Source organism: Hydrogenophaga sp., assembly GCF_014773545.1.
Classification (GTDB): Bacteria; Pseudomonadota; Gammaproteobacteria; order Burkholderiales; family Burkholderiaceae_C; genus Hydrogenophaga.
On record NZ_SDDV01000002.1, the window covers coordinates 59,041 to 75,009 of the forward strand.

The following is a 15,969-nucleotide window of genomic DNA, read 5'->3' on the forward strand; positions in this document are numbered from 1 at the left end:
AGGCTGAAACTGGTGAGCGCCGTTGGAGCCGGGCAAGCGGCAGGCACCTTATTGTCCGGTTGACTCAAGCCTGACGCCGACACGGGGGCCGGCGCTGCAGCGCTCCTTGAGAGGGTGGCATTTTAGTGGTTGCAGCGCTATGCAGTCCACACGCGCACCGGACGCGCCAAAGCGCTTGCACGCACGCGCAACTGGCCGCAGGCGCCGTCCACATCCTGCCCGGCGGACTGGCGCAGCTTGGTCAGAATGCCGCGCCGGTGCAGGCGGCGCGCCATGTCGGCGGCTTTTTCCCCACTCGGACGCGCAAACGGCAAGCCGGATACCGCGTTGTACGCAATCAGGTTCAAAACGGCGTGCTGGCCGCTTAGCAAGCGCACGATGCCTTCGATCTCGTCGTCGCCGTCATTGACGCCATCGAGCAGCGTCCACTGGTACTGAATCGGGTAGCCGGTGGCGCGGGCGTAGCGCTCGCCGGCCTGCACCAGCTCCTGCGGCGTCAGATGCGGCGCGCGCGGCAGCAGTTGGGCGCGCAGGTCGGCCTTGCTGGTGTGCAGCGACAGCGCCAGCGCGGGCTTGACCGGCCCCAGCGGCAACAGCTCGAATACGCGCCGGTCGCCCACAGTAGAAAAAACCAGGTTTTTGTGGCCGATGTTGCCCACCGTTCCCAGCAGCGCGATTGCTTGCAGCACGTTGTCCAGGTTGTGCGCGGGCTCGCCCATGCCCATGAACACCACTTTTTTCACCGGCCGCAGGGTGCGGGCCAGCACCACCTGCGCCACGATCTCGGCGCTGCCCAACTGGCGGATCAAGCCGCTGGTGCCGGTCATACAAAAGCGGCAGCCGACAGCACAGCCGACCTGGGTCGAGACGCACAAACCCTCGCGTGGCAGCAGCACGGCCTCGACCATTTGCCCGTCGGCCAGCCGCAGCAGCAGACGGGACGAACCGTCTGCGCCTGGGTGCTCCGATTCGAGCTGCGCCAGCGCAGCCAGCTCGGCCGCTATGGCCGGCAGCTCGGCGCGCAGGGCGGCGGGCAGAAAATGCTCGATCTTGCGCCGGCCCGCCGTCTGTGGCAACGCCAGGCTCCAGTGGCGCAACACGCGCTGCTCGTGTTTGGGGCGGGCGCCGAGCGCCTGCAGGCGCTCGCGCAGTTGTGCAATGCGCATGGACAGGATTGTCCCTTACGGCGCAGCGTCGCGGCAACAGGTGGACAATGAGGACTCGAAATGCAGCACACGAAGGAATCCGGGCATGAAATCCACCTTTCACATTCAGCGCAACACCCAGACCCATTGGGTGGGTGACGGGTTTCCGGTGCGAACGCTGTTTTCTTACCAGGACGATCCCGCTTTGTTTTCGCCCTTTTTGATGCTTGAGCACGCAGGCCCCACCGCCTTTGAGCCGACAGCCGAGCGGCGTGGCGTAGGCGCGCACCCGCACCGTGGTTTCGAAACCGTCACCATCGTCCTCGACGGCGAGGTGTCGCACCGCGACTCGACCGGCGCGCTCGGCAGCGTCGGCCCGGGTGACGTGCAGTGGATGACCGCCGGCGCTGGCATCGTGCACGAGGAGTTTCACAGTGAAGCCTTTGCCCGCAGCGGAGGGCCGTTTCATATGGTGCAGCTCTGGGTCAATTTGCCGGCGCGCGACAAAATGACAGCGCCCGGCTACCAGAGCATAGGCGTGGCGCAGATACCCACCGTGCCCTTGCCCGACGGCGCCGGCACGCTGCGTCTGATCGCCGGCTCATGGCTGGGCGCCCAAGGCCCGGCCAGGACTTTCACGCCGATACAGGTGGGGGATGTGCGCCTGCAAGCCGGGCACTCGGTGACGCTGCCCGTCCTTGACGGCCATACCGCGCTGGCCTTGGTGCTGCAGGGGCGGGTGAAAACGGCGGACGGCGCGCAGGCCGACGCGAGCGAACTGATTGGCTGGCGCCGTGAGGGCGCCGGCGTCATGCTCGGAGCCGTCACCGACGCCCGCGTGCTCTGGCTGGCTGGCGAACCGATAGACGAGCCGGTGCTGGGCCACGGCCCCTTCGTGATGAACAGCCAGGCGCAGATTCGCCAGGCGCTGGCCGATTACCAGAGCGGGCGCATGGGCCGGCTGGACTGAGAGGCCAAGACCCACGGCGTGCGGGTGGGCCTCGGGCACGCGAGGATTACTCCAGCGGCGGCGCTCGACCGGGGTCGGGCGCCGCCGCTGCGACTGTGTTTTCCATGCGCGTGGCCAGCCAGACCAGCAGCAGTACCGGCAGGCCCAGGCAGGCGGTCATGATGAAAAAAGTCTGGTAGTCAAAAGCGTCGACGAAGGCCCCGGAAAAACCAGCCAGCCACTTGGGCGCCAGCAACATCATGGAGCTGAACAGCGCGTACTGGGTGGCCGAATAACGCACATTGGTCAGGCTCGACAAGTAAGCAATGAAGGCGGCCGAGGCCAGACCCGAACTCAGGTTGTCGGCCGAAATGACGGCAATCAGCGCCGTCAGGTCGTGGCCGTGACCGGCCAGCCAAGCGAACAGCAGGTTGGTCAAGGCCGACAAAAAGGCGCCCAGCATAAGCACCCGCATCACGCCCAGGCGCATCGCCAGCGCGCCGCCTATGAAGGCCCCGAGCAGCGTCATGATGAGGCCGTAGACCTTGCTGACCGCGGCCACCTCGTCCTTGGTGTAGCCCATGTCGACGTAAAACGGGTTGGCCATCACGCCCATGACGATGTCGCTGATGCGGTAGACGCCGATCAGCGCCAGGATCAGCAGCGCATGTTTGCCGTAGCGGTGCAAAAAGTCGACAAAGGGTTCGATCAGCGCGCTGCGCAGCCAACTGCCGGCATTTCTTGCCACCGGCAGCAGCACCGCCAGCGGCTCGCGCGTGAACAACACGGTGCACACGCCCACCAGCATGGATGCCGCCATCACCAAGTAGGCGGTGCTCCAGGCGGCCTGCTGGTAGAGCACGCCGGGAGCGGCGTCCACGCCAGCGACGGCGGGCGCCACCTCGGCGCGGGCGGCAATCCATAGCACGCCGGCGCCGGCCCAGATCATGGCCAGCCGGTAGCCGCTTTGGTAGGTGGCGGCCAGCGCGCCCTGGCGCGTCGTATCGGCCGACTCGATGCGGTAGGCGTCGAGCGCAATGTCTTGCGTGGCCGAGGCAAAGGCCACCAGCAGCGCAAACCAGACCACGGCGGTCAATTGGGTGCGCGGGTCGGCCAGCGCCATGCCGATCAGGCCGGCGATGATGGTCAGTTGCGCCAGCAACAGCCAGCTGCGGCGGCGCCCGAGCCAGCGCGTCAGTACGGGAATCGGCAGGCGGTCGACCAGCGGCGCCCAGCACCACTTGAAGCCGTAGGCCAGCCCGACCCAGGTCAGGTAGCCAATGGTGGTGCGGTCCAGTCCGGCTTCGCGCAAGCGAAAACTGAGCGTACCCAGCACCAGCAGCAGCGGCAGACCAGCGGAAAAACCCAGCGCCAGCATGCGCAGGCTGGCTGGCTCCAGGTACACGCGCAGCGCCTGCCCCCAACTGGGGCGTTGCGCGCTTGGGCTTGCCGGATGGTCATGCACCGTGGGGGTGATTGCAGCGGCAGGGGCAGGAGGCACGGACATCGGGGTGGGCGAGCAAGCAAAGACGCGAAGTTTTGTCTATTATCGGCACATGTGCTTGCTCTGCGATTTGAAGTCTTCCGTTGCGGCTGCGCCACGGCCCGAACATGTCTGGTCGGCGCGGCGTGCTTTTTTGCTCGCTGGCGCGGCCGGTGCGGCCGCGGCCGCGCTGCCAGCCGCCGCACAGGTGGCCGTGGGCGAGACTTCGGCGCTGCGCAATCTGGTGCCGGCCGAACAGCTCGAACGTGCCGCCAGCCAGCAGTACAGCGCCATGATGGCCGAGGCGCGTGCCAACCGGGTGCTGCTGCCCGACGGCCACGCCCAGGTACGGCGTCTGCGTGGCCTGGCGCGCCGCCTGATTCCGCATGCCACACCCTGGAACCGGCGCGCGCGCAACTGGAACTGGGAGGTCAACCTGATTCAAAGTCCGCAAATCAATGCTTTCGTCATGCCGGGCGGCAAAATTGCTTTTTTCAGCGGCATTCTGGAGCAGCTCAGGCTGAGCGATGACGAGGCCGCGATGATCATGGGCCATGAAATGGCGCACGCCGTGCGCGAGCACGCGCGCGCACGGCTGGCCAAGACGCAGGCCACCGGCATGGGCTTGTCGCTGCTGTCGCAGATGCTGGGCCTGGGCGACGTGGGCAACGTGGCGGCCAATCTGGGCACCCAGTTGCTGAGCCTGCGCTTTAGCCGTGAGGATGAGACCGACGCCGACCTGGTCGGTCTGGAGATCGCCGCCCGATCGGCCTTTGCGCCGTCCGCCAGTGTGAGTCTGTGGGAGAAAATGATCGCGCACACCCGCAACGGCGGTCCGGCGTTTCTCTCCACCCACCCGGCGGGCCCAGAGCGGATTCGCGAGCTGCAGGCCAACCTGCCCAAGGTGCAGGGCCTGTTCGAGCAGGCGCGCCGGGGCGTTCAGCGATCGCCGACGTAGGGATTGCTGCGCCGTTCCTGTCCAAAGGTGCTCTGCGGCCCGTGGCCAGGAACGAACACCGTGTCGTCGCCCATAGGCCATAAGCGTTCTTTGATGCTGCGAACCAATTGCGCATGGTCGCCTTGCGGAAAATCGGTCCGGCCGATGCTGCCAGCAAACAGCACGTCGCCCACGAAGGCGCGCTTGGCCTGCGCCGAGTGAAACACCACGTGTCCCGGCGTGTGGCCGGGGCAGTGGCGCACGCTTAGCACACAGTGGCCGATTTGCACCGAGTCGCCGTCGCTCAGCCAGCGCGTGGGCGTGAAGGCCTCGCTGCGCGGCAGACCGAACATGCTGCCCTGTTGCGGCAGAGCGTCGATCCAGAACTGGTCACCCGGATGCGGGCCGATGATGGGCAAGCTCAGGCGTCGCGCCAGTTCGGCACTGGCGCCGGCGTGGTCGATGTGCGCGTGGGTGAGCCAGATCGCTTTCAGGTTCAGCCCCAGGCGCGCCACTTCGGCCAGCACCCGATCGATGTCGCCGCCGGGGTCTATGACGGCGGCCTGCAGCGTCTGGTCGCACCAGACGATGGAGCAGTTCTGCGCAAAGGCGGTGACCGGAACGGTGTGGTGTTGCAGCATGTCGGCTCGGGGTAATGGAGGGGCCAAGAATAAAACCTGCAGATGCGCCGACGGGTCGAAAAAGCAGCACGGGGTGGCCATTCGCCACCTCGGCGCCGGTCGGTCTGGTGGCGCAGGCTCTATTGTCACCGAGCAGCGCGGAGCGGGGCGGCGCGATGGGCGGGCAGCCCTATGTGCTGGCGCCGTCGATCTGCTGATGTGTTCAGAGATCACATCCACAATTTCATCCAACTGCTTGTCGGGGTAGGATTTTCCTATCAAACGATGCTTGGAAACAGATTCCAACCGATTGATTCCATTGAAAAATGCATCGTCTATGCCTTGCACTGGCCGAACTTCCTGCTAAAGTGGGAGAATGTGCAGATTAGTGGTAAAAAGTGGCCGTAAGGATTGATGTCGGTGTTCCAAGGCGCGTCGTTTCTCAGCCTCGATACCAAGGGTCGGCTCTCCATGCCGACCCGGCACCGGGACGCCCTGAACGCGGCCGCCGCCAATCCACTTACTTTCACCAAGCATCCGCATGGTTGCCTGATGCTGTTTCCGCGCAACGAGTGGGAGCGTTTTCGCGAGCGCATTGCCGCGCTGCCGATGCAGGCCCAGTGGTGGAAGCGCATTTTCTTGGGCAATGCGATGGAGGTGGAGATGGACGCCTCGGCTCGCTTGTTGGTTGCACCCGAGTTGCGCGCCGCAGCCGGCATCAGCAAGGACGCTGTGCTGTTGGGCATGGGGGCTTATTTTGAACTGTGGGACGCACAGCAGTACGCAGCCCAGGAAGCGCAGGCGATGCAGGCGCAAATGCCCGACGTCTTGAAGGACTTTTCATTCTGAAGGTCGGTGGTGCAAAGCACATGGATTCATCAAACCGTCTTGTTGAACGAAGCCATAACGGCGCTGGCGATCAACCCGGACGGACATTACGTCGACGGCACTTTCGGCCGCGGCGGGCATGCGCGCCTGATTCTGCAGCAACTCTCGGCGCGCGGGCGCCTGACCGCGTTTGACAAAGACCCGATGGCCGTGGCGGCGGCGCAAGAACTGGCGGCACAAGACAGCCGCTTTTCCATCCGGCACCAGAGTTTTTGTCGCCTGGGCGAGTTGGAGCCGGCCAGCGCCGACGGCGTGCTGCTGGACCTGGGGGTCAGCTCGCCGCAGATCGACGACCCCGAACGGGGATTTTCCTTTCGCCACGACGGGCCGCTGGACATGCGCATGGACAGCACGCGCGGCCAGAGCGTGGCGCAGTGGCTGCAGACGGCCGATGTGGCCACCCTGACGGAGGTGATACGTGAATACGGTGAAGAACGGTTTGCTCAATCGGTTGCAAAGGCGATTGATCGTCGCCGACAGGAACGGGGCCCTATTCGAAGCACCCTTGAGTTGGCCGAAGTCGTGGCTGGCGCGGTCAAAACCCGCGAGCCGGGCAAGGACCCTGCAACGCGCACATTTCAGGCTTTTCGGATTTTCATCAACGCCGAGCTTGAAGAGCTGCAACAAGCGCTAGCCGCCAGCCTGCAGGTCTTGCGTCCTCGGGGCCAACTGGTGGTGATCAGCTTTCATTCGCTGGAAGACCGACGGGTCAAGCAGTTCATGGTGGGGCATTCGCGGGTCCAGGTCGATCGGCGGGTGCCGTTTGTCGAGCCCGCGCCGCTGGCGCTGCGTCGGCTGCGCCGCGTCATGCCGGCGCTGGCCGAGGTGCAGCGCAACCCGCGCGCGCGCAGCGCCGTGCTGCGCGCTGCCGAGCGCACCGAGGCGCCGGCATGCTGATCCGGCTCAGCCTGCTGTTGTCGCTGGCCTTGCTGGCCAGCGCGTTTTATCTGGTGCATACCCAGTACGAGTCGCGTCGCGTCTTCAGCGCGCTGGACCGGGCGCAGGCCGAGGCACGCCGCATCGACATCGAGCACCAACAGTTGGAGGTGCAAAAGCGCGCCCACGCCGCATCTGCACGGGTGCAGCAGCTCGCGCAATCGCGCCTGCACATGCATTCGGTCACGCCGGGCATTACTTTGTACGTCAGTCTGCCAGGCGCTGAGAGCGTGCGATGAGCCGCAGCATCAACTACGGTGCCAGCCCCTTGCTGGCCAGCAAAACGCCGGTCTGGCGCAGCAAGCTGATCGTTGCCGGACTGGCGCTGGCCTTTGTCGTATTGGGTGCGCGCGCCGCCTATGTGCAGGTGTTTAACAGCGATTTTTTCCAGCGCCAGGGTGAGCAACGCTTTGTCCGTACATTTGAGTTGTCGGCCAATCGCGGTCAGGTGCTCGATCGCAACGGTCTGATACTGGCCTCCAGCGTGGTGGCGCAAAGCATTTGGGCCATTCCTGAAGACGTTGATTCGAGCGACCCGAATTTGTCCGAGTTGGCGCGCTTGATCGATCTGCCGCTGCCCGAGTTGCAGCGGCGTCTGGCGCTGGAAGATCGAACGTTTGTGTGGCTGCGGCGCCAGGTTGACGCGCCGGTGGCCAAGCAGATTGCGGCGCTGGGCATCGCAGGGATACACCAGCGGCGCGAATTCAAGCGCCATTACCCCGAGGGGGCGTCCGCCGCGCACGTGGTCGGCTTCACCAATGTGGAAGAGCAAGGCCAAGAAGGCGTCGAACTGGTTTTCAACGAGCAGTTGGTGGGCGTCAACGGCTCGCGTCGCGTCATCCGCGACCGGCTCGGGCGCGTGGTCGAAGACGTGCGCGCGGTGTTGCCGCCACAAGACGGCACCGACTTGCGGCTCTCGATCGACAGCAGGGTGCAGCACTTTGCCTTTCAAAAGCTGCGTCAGACGGTGCAGCAGCACCGCGCCCAGGCCGGCAGCGTGGTGGTGCTCGACACCCAAAGCGGCGAGGTGTTGGCGCTGGTCAACTACCCCAGCTTCGACCCCAACCAGCGGCGCAACCTCAGCGGTGCGCAGTTGCGCAACCGGGCCTTGACCGATAGTTTCGAGCCGGGCTCGATCGTCAAGCCCTTCATGGCCGCGTTGGCGCTGGAAAAAGGCCTGGCTCGGCCCGAGACGCCCATTCACATGGAAGGCGGGCGCGTCAGCGTCGGTGGCATCAGCATCCGCGACCGCACGCCAAAAGACGTGTTGACATTGACTGAGGTGATGGCGCGATCGAGCAACGTGGGCATCGTTATGCTGGCGATGCAGATGCACCCGCGTGACATGTGGGAGATGTTCACCCATATTGGCTTGGGCCGGCAGCCGCAACTGTCGTTTCCCGGTGCAGTCAGCGGCCGTGTGCGGCCCTATAAAAACTGGCGCCCCATCGAGCAGGCCACTATCAGCTACGGTTACGGCTTGTCCACTTCACTGTTTCAGCTCGCGCAGGCCTATACCGTGTTTGCGCGCGGCGGCGAGTTGATTCCGGTCAGCCTGCTCAAAACCGACGGCCCGGTCAGCGGCGTGCGCGTGTTTGGCCAGGCGAGCGCGAACGCCGTGCGTGACATGCTGGTGCTGGCCGCCGGCCCTGGCGGCACCGGCGCCCACGCACAAACCATGGGTTATTCGGTGGCAGGGAAAACGGGCACCACGCGCAAACAGGAAGGCGGCGCTTATGCCAAGGACCGGCACCGCAGCTTCTTTGTCGGCTTCGCCCCGGCTGAGTCACCGCGCATCGTGGTGGCGGTGATGATCGACGAGCCCAGCGCCGGACAGTTTTTCGGTGGTGTGGTGGCCGCACCCGTGTTCAGTGAAACGGTGCAGCACACCTTGCGTATTTTGGGCGTGCAGCCCGATATGACGGTGCTGCCGCAGATTGTCACCGATCTGGTCGAGGAGTCGTTCTGATGTTGACCCTGCACCAGCCCCAGCACGTGGCCGACTGGCTGCGCGCGCGCGGCGTCATCCGCTTGCAAAGCGACAGCCGCCATGTGCAGGCTGGCGACGGTTTTGTTGCCTGGCCCGGCGCCGCCAGCGACGCGCGCCGCTTCGTCGCCGCCGCGCTGCAAGCGGGCGCCAGCGCCGCCCTGGTCGAGCGCGCGGGAGCCGAGGGGTTTGACTTTGGCCCCGGCGACGCGGTGCTCGCCATGCCGGGTTTGAAAGCGCAGGCCGGCGCCGTCGCCAGCGCGTTTTACGGCCAGCCCAGCGCGCAGCTCGACCTGCTGGCCATCACCGGCACCAACGGCAAAACCTCTACCGCCTGGTGGCTGGCGCAGTTGCTGGGCGCGCTCGGGTGGCCGTGTGCGCTGGTCGGAACGCTGGGCATCGGTCAGCCGCCGCTGGCCGCCCAGGGCAGCGCGGGTGCGTTGCAGTCAAGCGGCCTGACTACGCCTGACCCGGTGTTGCTGCAGTCGTACCTGCGCCACTTTGTCGACCAAGGGCTGCGCGCCTGCGCCATCGAAGCCTCGTCGATCGGTCTGGTCGAAGGACGGCTCAACGCCTGCCGCATCAAACTGGCGGTGTTCACCAATTTCACCCAGGACCACCTCGACTATCACGGCAGCATGGCGCGCTACTGGGCCGCCAAGGCGATGTTGTTCGACTGGCCGGGACTGGACGCGGCGGTGTTGAATCTGGACGACCCGCAGGGCGTGGCGCTGGCTGCGGCGCTGGCACCGCGTGGGCTCGATCTGTGGACGGTCGGCATCGATGACTCGGCGCTGCCCGCGTCGGCGCAGCGGCCGCCGGCCCGTTTGTTCGCGCGCGAGCTGGGCGCCAGCGAGCACGGTCAGCGCCTGCTGATCGGTGAGCGCAACGCGGCCGGCGCGCCAATTGACAGCCAAACCCTGACGCTGCCGCTGGTCGGGCGCTACAACGTCTCCAACGTGCTCGGTGTGCTGGGTGCGGCGCGCGCGCTGGGCTTTGGCTTGTCGGCAGCGCTGCATGCTTGCGCCGCGCTGACGCCGGTGCCCGGGCGCATGGAGCCGGTGCTCCCTGCAACGCCGCAGCAACCGCTGGTGCTGATCGATTACGCCCACACCCCGGATGCGCTGGAAAAAGCGCTGCAGGCGTTGCAAGCGCTGCGACGGCAGCGCGGCGGCCAACTCTGGGTGGTGCTGGGCTGCGGCGGCGAGCGTGACGCCTCCAAACGCCCGCTGATGGCGGCCGCCGCCGAACGCGGCGCCGATCGGGTGGTGCTGACCAGCGACAACCCGCGCAGCGAAGACCCGCTGGCCATTTTGGCGCAGATGCAAGCCGGCTTGTCCAGCCCGGCGCCAGCGCAGATCGAACCCGACCGCGCGCGCGCCATTGCGCTGGCGGTGCGGGGCGCGCAGGCGTGCGACGTGGTGCTGATCGCCGGCAAAGGACACGAGGAATATCAAGAAGTGCAGGGCATGAAAAAACCATTTTCGGATCGGGCGCAGGCGCAACAGGCGCTGCAAGAGCGCGCCGACGCGGCGCGGGAGGCGGCATGAAAACTGTGGCTGAACTGCTGCTGCAACTGTCAGGCGCGCGCCCGGTGGGCACGATAGGGGCGCCGATTCTGCGCGTGCACTCCGACACCCGCAGCTTGCAGCCGGGTGATTTGTTCGTGGCGCTCAAGGGCGAGCGTTTCGACGCGCACGACTTTTTGCCGCAGGCGCGCGCGCAAGGCGCGGTGGCGGCGCTGGCGCAAACCGGCCTGGCCTCAGCCGGCCTGGGTGGGGTGGAAGTGCCCGACAGCCGCGCCGCTCTGGCTGAGCTGGCCCGGCGCTGGCGCGCGCAGCTCAGGCTGGAGTTGATCGCGGTGGCCGGCAGCAACGGCAAGACCACCGTGACGCAGATGATTGCCGCCATTTTGCGCGCCGCCGTGGGTGCTGCGGCGCACGCCACCGAGGGCAATCTGAACAATGACATTGGCGTGCCGCTGACCTTGCTGCGGCTGCGCCCGACGCACCGGCTGTCGGTGGTCGAGCTCGGCATGAACCACCCGGGTGAAATCGCGCAACTGGCCGCGCTGGCGCAGCCGACGGTGGCGCTGGTCAACAACGCGCAGCGCGAGCACCAGGAATTCATGGCCTCGGTGGCGGCGGTGGCGCACGAAAACGCGCAGGTGATTGCCGCCTTGCCGGCCGATGGCGTGGCGGTGTTCCCGAGCGACGACCTCTACACGCCGCTGTGGCGCGAACAGGCGGCGCGGCGGCGCGTGCTCAGCTTCAGCGTCAACGATGCCGACGCCGACGTACACGTGCGGCGCAGCGTCTGGAGCGACGGCGCCTGGCTGCTCGAATGCCAGACCCCGGCCGGGGCGCTGAGCTGCTGCCTGCGCATGACCGGGCGGCACAACCTGCACAACGCGCTGGCCGCCGTGGCCTGTGCGCTGGCCGCCGGCGTGCCACTGGCGGCAATCGAACGCGGACTCAATGCCTTTGCACCGCTGGCCGGCCGCTCGCGCGCGCTCGAGCTGGCGCTGCCCGGCCGCAGCGTCACCCTGATCGACGACAGTTACAACGCCAACCCGGATTCGGTGCTGGCCGCCATCGACTTGCTGGCCGAGCTGCCGGGCCCGCATCTGCTGGTGCTGGGCGACATGGGTGAAGTCGGCGCGCAGGCACTGGCCGCGCACCTGGAGGTGCTGCGCCACGCGCAGGTGCGCGGCATCGAAGCCGTGCACTGCGTCGGCGACTGGATGCAGCAAGCCTGCGCTGCCTGGCCCGCCAGCGCAGGGCCGCCACCGAGCGCCTGGGCCGACGTGCCGGCGCTGGCCGAGCAGGTCGCCCAATGGGTCGCTACGGCAACCGATGCGCCGCGCAGCGTGCTGGTCAAGGGCTCGCGCTGCATGCGCATGGAGCGCGTGGTGCACGCCTTGCGGGCGCTGTGCCCGCCTGCGTCAGCCTGCAGCCAGGAGACGGCCCATGCTGCTTAGTCTGACCCAATGGCTGTACACGCTGGGGCCGGAATTTGGCTTCCTGCGGGTGTTTCAGTTCCTCACCTTTCGTGCCGTGATGGCGGCCATGACGGCGTTGCTGGTCGGGCTGGCGGCCGGTCCATTCGTCATTCGCCGCCTGCGAGCGCTCAAGATCGGCCAGCCAATTCGTGGCTACGCCATGCAGTCGCACCTGAGCAAGGGTGGCACGCCGACCATGGGCGGCGTGCTGATCCTGTTTTCGATTGCCACCTCGACCCTGCTGTGGTTTGAGCTCAGCAACCGCTTTGTCTGGATCGTGTTGCTGGTCACTTTGGGGTTTGGCGCCATCGGCTGGGTCGACGACTGGCGCAAAGTGGTCGACAAAAACCCGGAAGGCATGCGCTCGCGCGAGAAATATTTCTGGCAGTCGGTGATCGGCGTGCTGGCGGCGTTTTTGCTGGTGTTCAGCGTCTCCGAGGACAGCAACCAGCGCGTCATGGAGCTGTTCCTGGCTTGGGTTGCCTCTGGCTTCACGGTCGACTTGCCGCCTCATGCCGGTTTGCTGGTGCCCTTTTTCAAGGAAGTCAGCTATCCGCTGGGTGTATTTGGCTTTGTGCTGCTGACCTACTTGGTGATCGTCGGCTCCAGCAACGCGGTCAATCTGACCGACGGCCTGGACGGCCTGGCCATCATGCCAGTGGTGATGGTCGGCTCGGTGCTGGGCATTTTTGCCTATGTGAGCGGGCACGTGGTGTTTGCCAACCACCTGTTGCTGCCGCACATTCCCGGCACCGGCGAGCTGCTGATTTTCTGTGCTGCCATGGCCGGCGCCGGCCTGGCCTTTCTGTGGTTCAACGCCCACCCGGCGCAGGTCTTCATGGGCGACGTCGGCGCGCTCGCGCTCGGTGCCGCGCTGGGCACCATCGCGGTCATCGTGCGCCAGGAGATCGTGCTGGCCATCATGGGCGGCATTTTCGTGGTGGAGGCGCTGTCGGTGATGCTGCAAGTGAGCTACTTCAAGTACACCAAGCGCCGCTACGGCCAGGGGCGCCGGCTGTTCAAGATGGCGCCGCTGCACCACCACTTCGAGAAAAAAGGCTGGACTGAAACGCAGGTGGTGATCCGGTTCTGGATCATCACCATGCTGCTGTGCCTGATTGCCTTGTCAACCCTGAAGCTGCGATGAAAGACCTACAGGCGCAACAGGTGTTGGTGCTCGGCCTGGGTCAATCCGGGCTGGCGATGGCACGCTGGTGCCTGCGCCACGGCGCGCGCGTGACGGTGGCCGACACCCGCGAGTCGGCGCCGCAGCGCGCTGCCCTGCAAGCCGATTGCCCGCAGGCCGATTTCGTGGCCGGCCCGTTCGACGACTCGCTGCTTGCGCGCGCGCGCTGGACCTTGATCGCACGCAGCCCTGGGCTGGCACCGGCGCAACTGCAAACCGTGTTCGACTGGGCGCGCGCGCACAGTGTCAGCGTGGTCACAGAGCTCGACTTGTTTGCCCAGGCCCTGGTCGAACTGGCGCAGCAGCCGGCGCAGCCGTACCGGCCCCAGGTGCTGGCCATCACCGGCACCAACGGCAAGACCACCGTGACTTCGCTCACCGGCTTGTTGCTGCGTTGCGCCGGCCTGCGCGTGGCGCTGGCCGGTAATATTGGCCCCAATCTGCTCGACGTGCTGAGCGCTGCGCAGGCAGCGCAGCCAGCCGCACTGCCCGAGGTCTGGGTGCTCGAACTCTCCAGCTTCCAGCTCGACGGCACGGCAAACGGCGCCTGGGGCCAGATACCGACGGCGGCAGCGCTGCTCAACCTCAGTGAAGACCACCTGGACTGGCACGGCTCGCAGGCCGCCTACACGCAGGCCAAGGCGGCCGTGTTCGGCCAGCAAGCGCTGATGGTACTCAACCGCGACGACGCCCGGGTGATGGCCTTGCAGCCCGCCATGCAAACGGTCAAGGTGGGCGCGCGCAAGCAGCAGCAGGCCGCTCGCGCGTTCCTCACTTTCGGCTTGGATCAGCCGCACCGCGCAGGCGACTGGGGCATTGAAGCCGCCCGCGGCATGGACTGGCTGGTGCGTGCGCAGGCGCAGCAGCAAACCCGCCCGAACGGCCGCCTGCAGGAAGGCACAGCCGCGCTGGAGTTGCAGCGCCTGATGCCGGTTCAAGCGCTGCGCATTCGCGGGCGTCACAACGCCGCCAACGCGCTGGCCGCGCTGGCGCTGGCCAGCTCCACCGGCGCGGCACTCGGCCCGATGCTGCACGGCTTGCGCGAGTACCGTGGCGAGCCACATCGGGTCGAGCCGGTGGCGATCGTCAACCAGGTCGAATACTTCGACGACAGCAAGGGCACCAACGTCGGCGCCACGCTGGCAGCAGTGCGCGGCCTGGGTGCTGAGCGGCGGCTGGTAGTGATTTTGGGCGGTGACGGCAAGGGGCAAAACTTTCAAGCGCTGGCCGACGCACTGGCGCACCATGCGCGCGCAGTGTTGCTGATCGGGCGTGATGCAGCGCTGATCCGCTCCCAGTTGACCCAGGCGCTGGAGCAGGCGCAGATCCCCCTGTTCGACGCGGACAGCCTGCCCGCAGCGGTGCGGCTGGCCGCGCAGCAGGCGCACGCGGGCGACGCGGTGTTGCTCTCACCAGCCTGTGCCAGCCTGGACATGTTTGACAACTACGTGCACCGCGCGCGCGTGTTCGTCCAGGCCGTAACCGAACTGGCCGCCGCGCAGGGCCAGGCGCTGGAGGGCGCACCATGACGCCCAGGCTGCGCGCCGCACTGGCCCGGCTGCTCGGGCGCGACCCGCACGCCCTGCTGGCTGCCGACGGTCTGCCGGTGCGGCTGTCGAGCCGCAGTGCCCGATCGGCGCAAACGCTGCCGCGGCGCCAGTTCGGCTTTGACCAGCCGCTGTTCTGGGTCGTGCTGGCGCTGCTGGGCTGGGGTTTGGTGATGGTGTACTCGGCCACCATTGCGCTGCCTGATAACCCGCGCTTTGCCCACTTTGCGCACACCCACTTTGTGCTGCGCCACGGCATGGCCATCGGCATTGGATGCGCCGCCGCGTGGCTGGTGTTTCAATTCCCCATGCGGGCTTGGCAGCAATTGGCTGGCTGGTTGTTTGCCGGCGCCTTGCTGCTGCTGGTGCTGGTGCTGGTTCCCTTCATCGGCATCGAGGTCAACGGCGCGCGGCGCTGGATTCCGCTTGGGCTGATGAACTTTCAGCCGGCCGAGCTGGCCAAGCTGGCGGTGCTGATCTACGCCGCCGACTACATGGTGCGCAAGATGGAGGTCAAAGAGCACTTCTTTCGCGCCGTGCTGCCGATGGCGGCGGCCGTCGGCGTGGTCGGCCTGCTGTTGCTGGCCCAGCCCGACATGGGCGCGTTCATGGTGATCGCGGTCATCGCCATGGGCATTCTGTTTCTCGGCGGCGTCAATGCACGCATGTTTTTCCTGATAGCGCTGGTGGTGGTGGCGGCGTTTGCGCTCATGATTTTTCTCAGCGACTGGCGGCGCGAGCGCATTTTTGCCTACCTGGACCCCTGGAGCGCGGAGCACGTGCTGGGCAAGGGCTACCAGCTCACGCACGCGCTGATCGCGTTCGGACGCGGTGAAATCTTTGGCGTCGGACTGGGCGGCAGCGTGGAGAAGCTGCACTGGCTGCCCGAAGCCCACACCGACTTCTTGCTGGCCGTGATCGGCGAGGAATTCGGCCTGCTCGGCGTGCTGTTGCTGATTGGCCTGTTCCTGTGGCTGACGCGCCGCATCATGCACATCGGTCGCCAGGCGATCGCGCTCGACCAGGTGTTTGCCGGCCTGGCGGCGCAGGGCGTGGGCCTGTGGCTAGGCTTCCAGGCCTTCATCAACATCGGCGTCAACCTCGGCGCCTTGCCCACCAAGGGGCTGACGCTGCCTTTCATGAGCTACGGCGGCTCCGCCATCTTGCTCAACCTGATCGCCATCGCCATTGTTTTGCGAGTGGATTATGAAAACCGCGAATTGATGAGAGGGGCGCGCAAATGACGAGGTTTTGCCAAAACCGCGAGGCAGGCGCGCAGCGGCTGCGGCT

14 protein-coding genes and 1 riboswitch are annotated in these 15,969 nt (G+C 66.4%); of the genes, 11 read left to right on the forward strand and 3 right to left on the reverse strand.

The features are described 5' to 3' along the window. Nucleotides 1–7 precede the first annotated feature (7 nt). A riboswitch (S-adenosyl-L-homocysteine riboswitch) is annotated at nucleotides 8–114 on the reverse strand. Between the two features lie 23 nt (nucleotides 115–137). Then, nucleotides 138–1,166: an RNA methyltransferase gene (locus EST26_RS01880; protein ID WP_291064939.1), complete on the reverse strand. Its 1,029-nt coding sequence runs from the start codon at nucleotides 1,164–1,166 to the stop codon at nucleotides 138–140. An 85-nt stretch (nucleotides 1,167–1,251) separates the two neighbouring features. On the opposite strand from EST26_RS01880, the gene EST26_RS01885 reads away from it, so the two are divergent. Beyond that, nucleotides 1,252–2,115: a pirin family protein gene (locus EST26_RS01885; RefSeq protein ID WP_291064941.1), complete on the forward strand. Its 864-nt coding sequence runs from the start codon at nucleotides 1,252–1,254 to the stop codon at nucleotides 2,113–2,115. A 46-nt stretch (nucleotides 2,116–2,161) separates the two neighbouring features. Here the strand turns inward: EST26_RS01885 and EST26_RS01890 are convergent, their stop codons facing one another. Beyond that, the gene (locus EST26_RS01890; RefSeq protein WP_291065256.1) at nucleotides 2,162–3,559 is read right to left on the reverse strand and encodes an MFS transporter; all 1,398 of its coding nucleotides are present in this window, start codon (nucleotides 3,557–3,559) and stop codon (nucleotides 2,162–2,164) included. Nucleotides 3,560–3,650: 91 nt separating this feature from the next. On the opposite strand from EST26_RS01890, the gene EST26_RS01895 reads away from it, so the two are divergent. Then, nucleotides 3,651–4,535, forward strand: coding sequence for a M48 family metallopeptidase (locus EST26_RS01895; protein WP_291064943.1), 885 nt, complete (start codon nucleotides 3,651–3,653; stop codon nucleotides 4,533–4,535). Here the strand turns inward: EST26_RS01895 and EST26_RS01900 are convergent. Then, on the reverse strand, nucleotides 4,517–5,155 hold the full coding sequence (locus tag EST26_RS01900) for an MBL fold metallo-hydrolase (protein WP_291064945.1): 639 nt from the start codon (nucleotides 5,153–5,155) through the stop codon (nucleotides 4,517–4,519). The genes EST26_RS01895 and EST26_RS01900 overlap by 19 nt on opposite strands. Nucleotides 5,156–5,554: 399 nt before the next feature. Here EST26_RS01900 and mraZ point away from each other — a divergent pair, with 399 nt between their 5' ends. The 9 genes from mraZ to ftsW are packed head-to-tail and all read left to right on the forward strand — an operon-like array spanning nucleotide 5,555 to nucleotide 15,923. Beyond that, the gene (gene mraZ / locus EST26_RS01905; protein ID WP_291065258.1) at nucleotides 5,555–5,983 is read left to right on the forward strand and encodes a division/cell wall cluster transcriptional repressor MraZ; all 429 of its coding nucleotides are present in this window, start codon (nucleotides 5,555–5,557) and stop codon (nucleotides 5,981–5,983) included. Nucleotides 5,984–5,992: 9 nt separating this feature from the next. Further along, nucleotides 5,993–6,919, forward strand: coding sequence for a 16S rRNA (cytosine(1402)-N(4))-methyltransferase RsmH (gene rsmH, locus EST26_RS01910; protein WP_291064947.1), 927 nt, complete (start codon nucleotides 5,993–5,995; stop codon nucleotides 6,917–6,919). After that, a complete protein-coding gene (gene ftsL / locus EST26_RS01915; RefSeq protein WP_366474135.1) occupies nucleotides 6,913–7,197 on the forward strand; it encodes a cell division protein FtsL in 285 nt (94 codons plus the stop codon). Before rsmH ends, ftsL begins: the two co-directional genes overlap by 7 nt. Further along, the gene (locus tag EST26_RS01920) at nucleotides 7,194–8,927 is read left to right on the forward strand and encodes a penicillin-binding protein 2 (protein WP_291064949.1); all 1,734 of its coding nucleotides are present in this window, start codon (nucleotides 7,194–7,196) and stop codon (nucleotides 8,925–8,927) included. Before ftsL ends, EST26_RS01920 begins: the two co-directional genes overlap by 4 nt. After that, nucleotides 8,927–10,495, forward strand: a complete 1,569-nt coding sequence (locus tag EST26_RS01925) for a UDP-N-acetylmuramoyl-L-alanyl-D-glutamate--2,6-diaminopimelate ligase (protein ID WP_291064951.1) — start codon at nucleotides 8,927–8,929, stop codon at nucleotides 10,493–10,495. Before EST26_RS01920 ends, EST26_RS01925 begins: the two co-directional genes overlap by 1 nt. Further along, nucleotides 10,492–11,925, forward strand: coding sequence for a UDP-N-acetylmuramoyl-tripeptide--D-alanyl-D-alanine ligase (murF, locus tag EST26_RS01930; protein ID WP_291064953.1), 1,434 nt, complete (start codon nucleotides 10,492–10,494; stop codon nucleotides 11,923–11,925). Before EST26_RS01925 ends, murF begins: the two co-directional genes overlap by 4 nt. Beyond that, nucleotides 11,915–13,093 (forward strand): phospho-N-acetylmuramoyl-pentapeptide-transferase, encoded by a 1,179-nt coding sequence (gene mraY, locus EST26_RS01935; RefSeq protein WP_291064954.1) that lies wholly within the window; start codon nucleotides 11,915–11,917, stop codon nucleotides 13,091–13,093. Before murF ends, mraY begins: the two co-directional genes overlap by 11 nt. Beyond that, on the forward strand, nucleotides 13,090–14,661 hold the full coding sequence (murD, locus tag EST26_RS01940; RefSeq protein ID WP_291064955.1) for a UDP-N-acetylmuramoyl-L-alanine--D-glutamate ligase: 1,572 nt from the start codon (nucleotides 13,090–13,092) through the stop codon (nucleotides 14,659–14,661). Before mraY ends, murD begins: the two co-directional genes overlap by 4 nt. Further along, nucleotides 14,658–15,923: a putative lipid II flippase FtsW gene (gene ftsW, locus EST26_RS01945; protein ID WP_291064957.1), complete on the forward strand. Its 1,266-nt coding sequence runs from the start codon at nucleotides 14,658–14,660 to the stop codon at nucleotides 15,921–15,923. The genes murD and ftsW overlap by 4 nt, the downstream gene beginning before the upstream one ends. The last annotated feature ends 46 nt before the right edge of the window (nucleotides 15,924–15,969 follow it).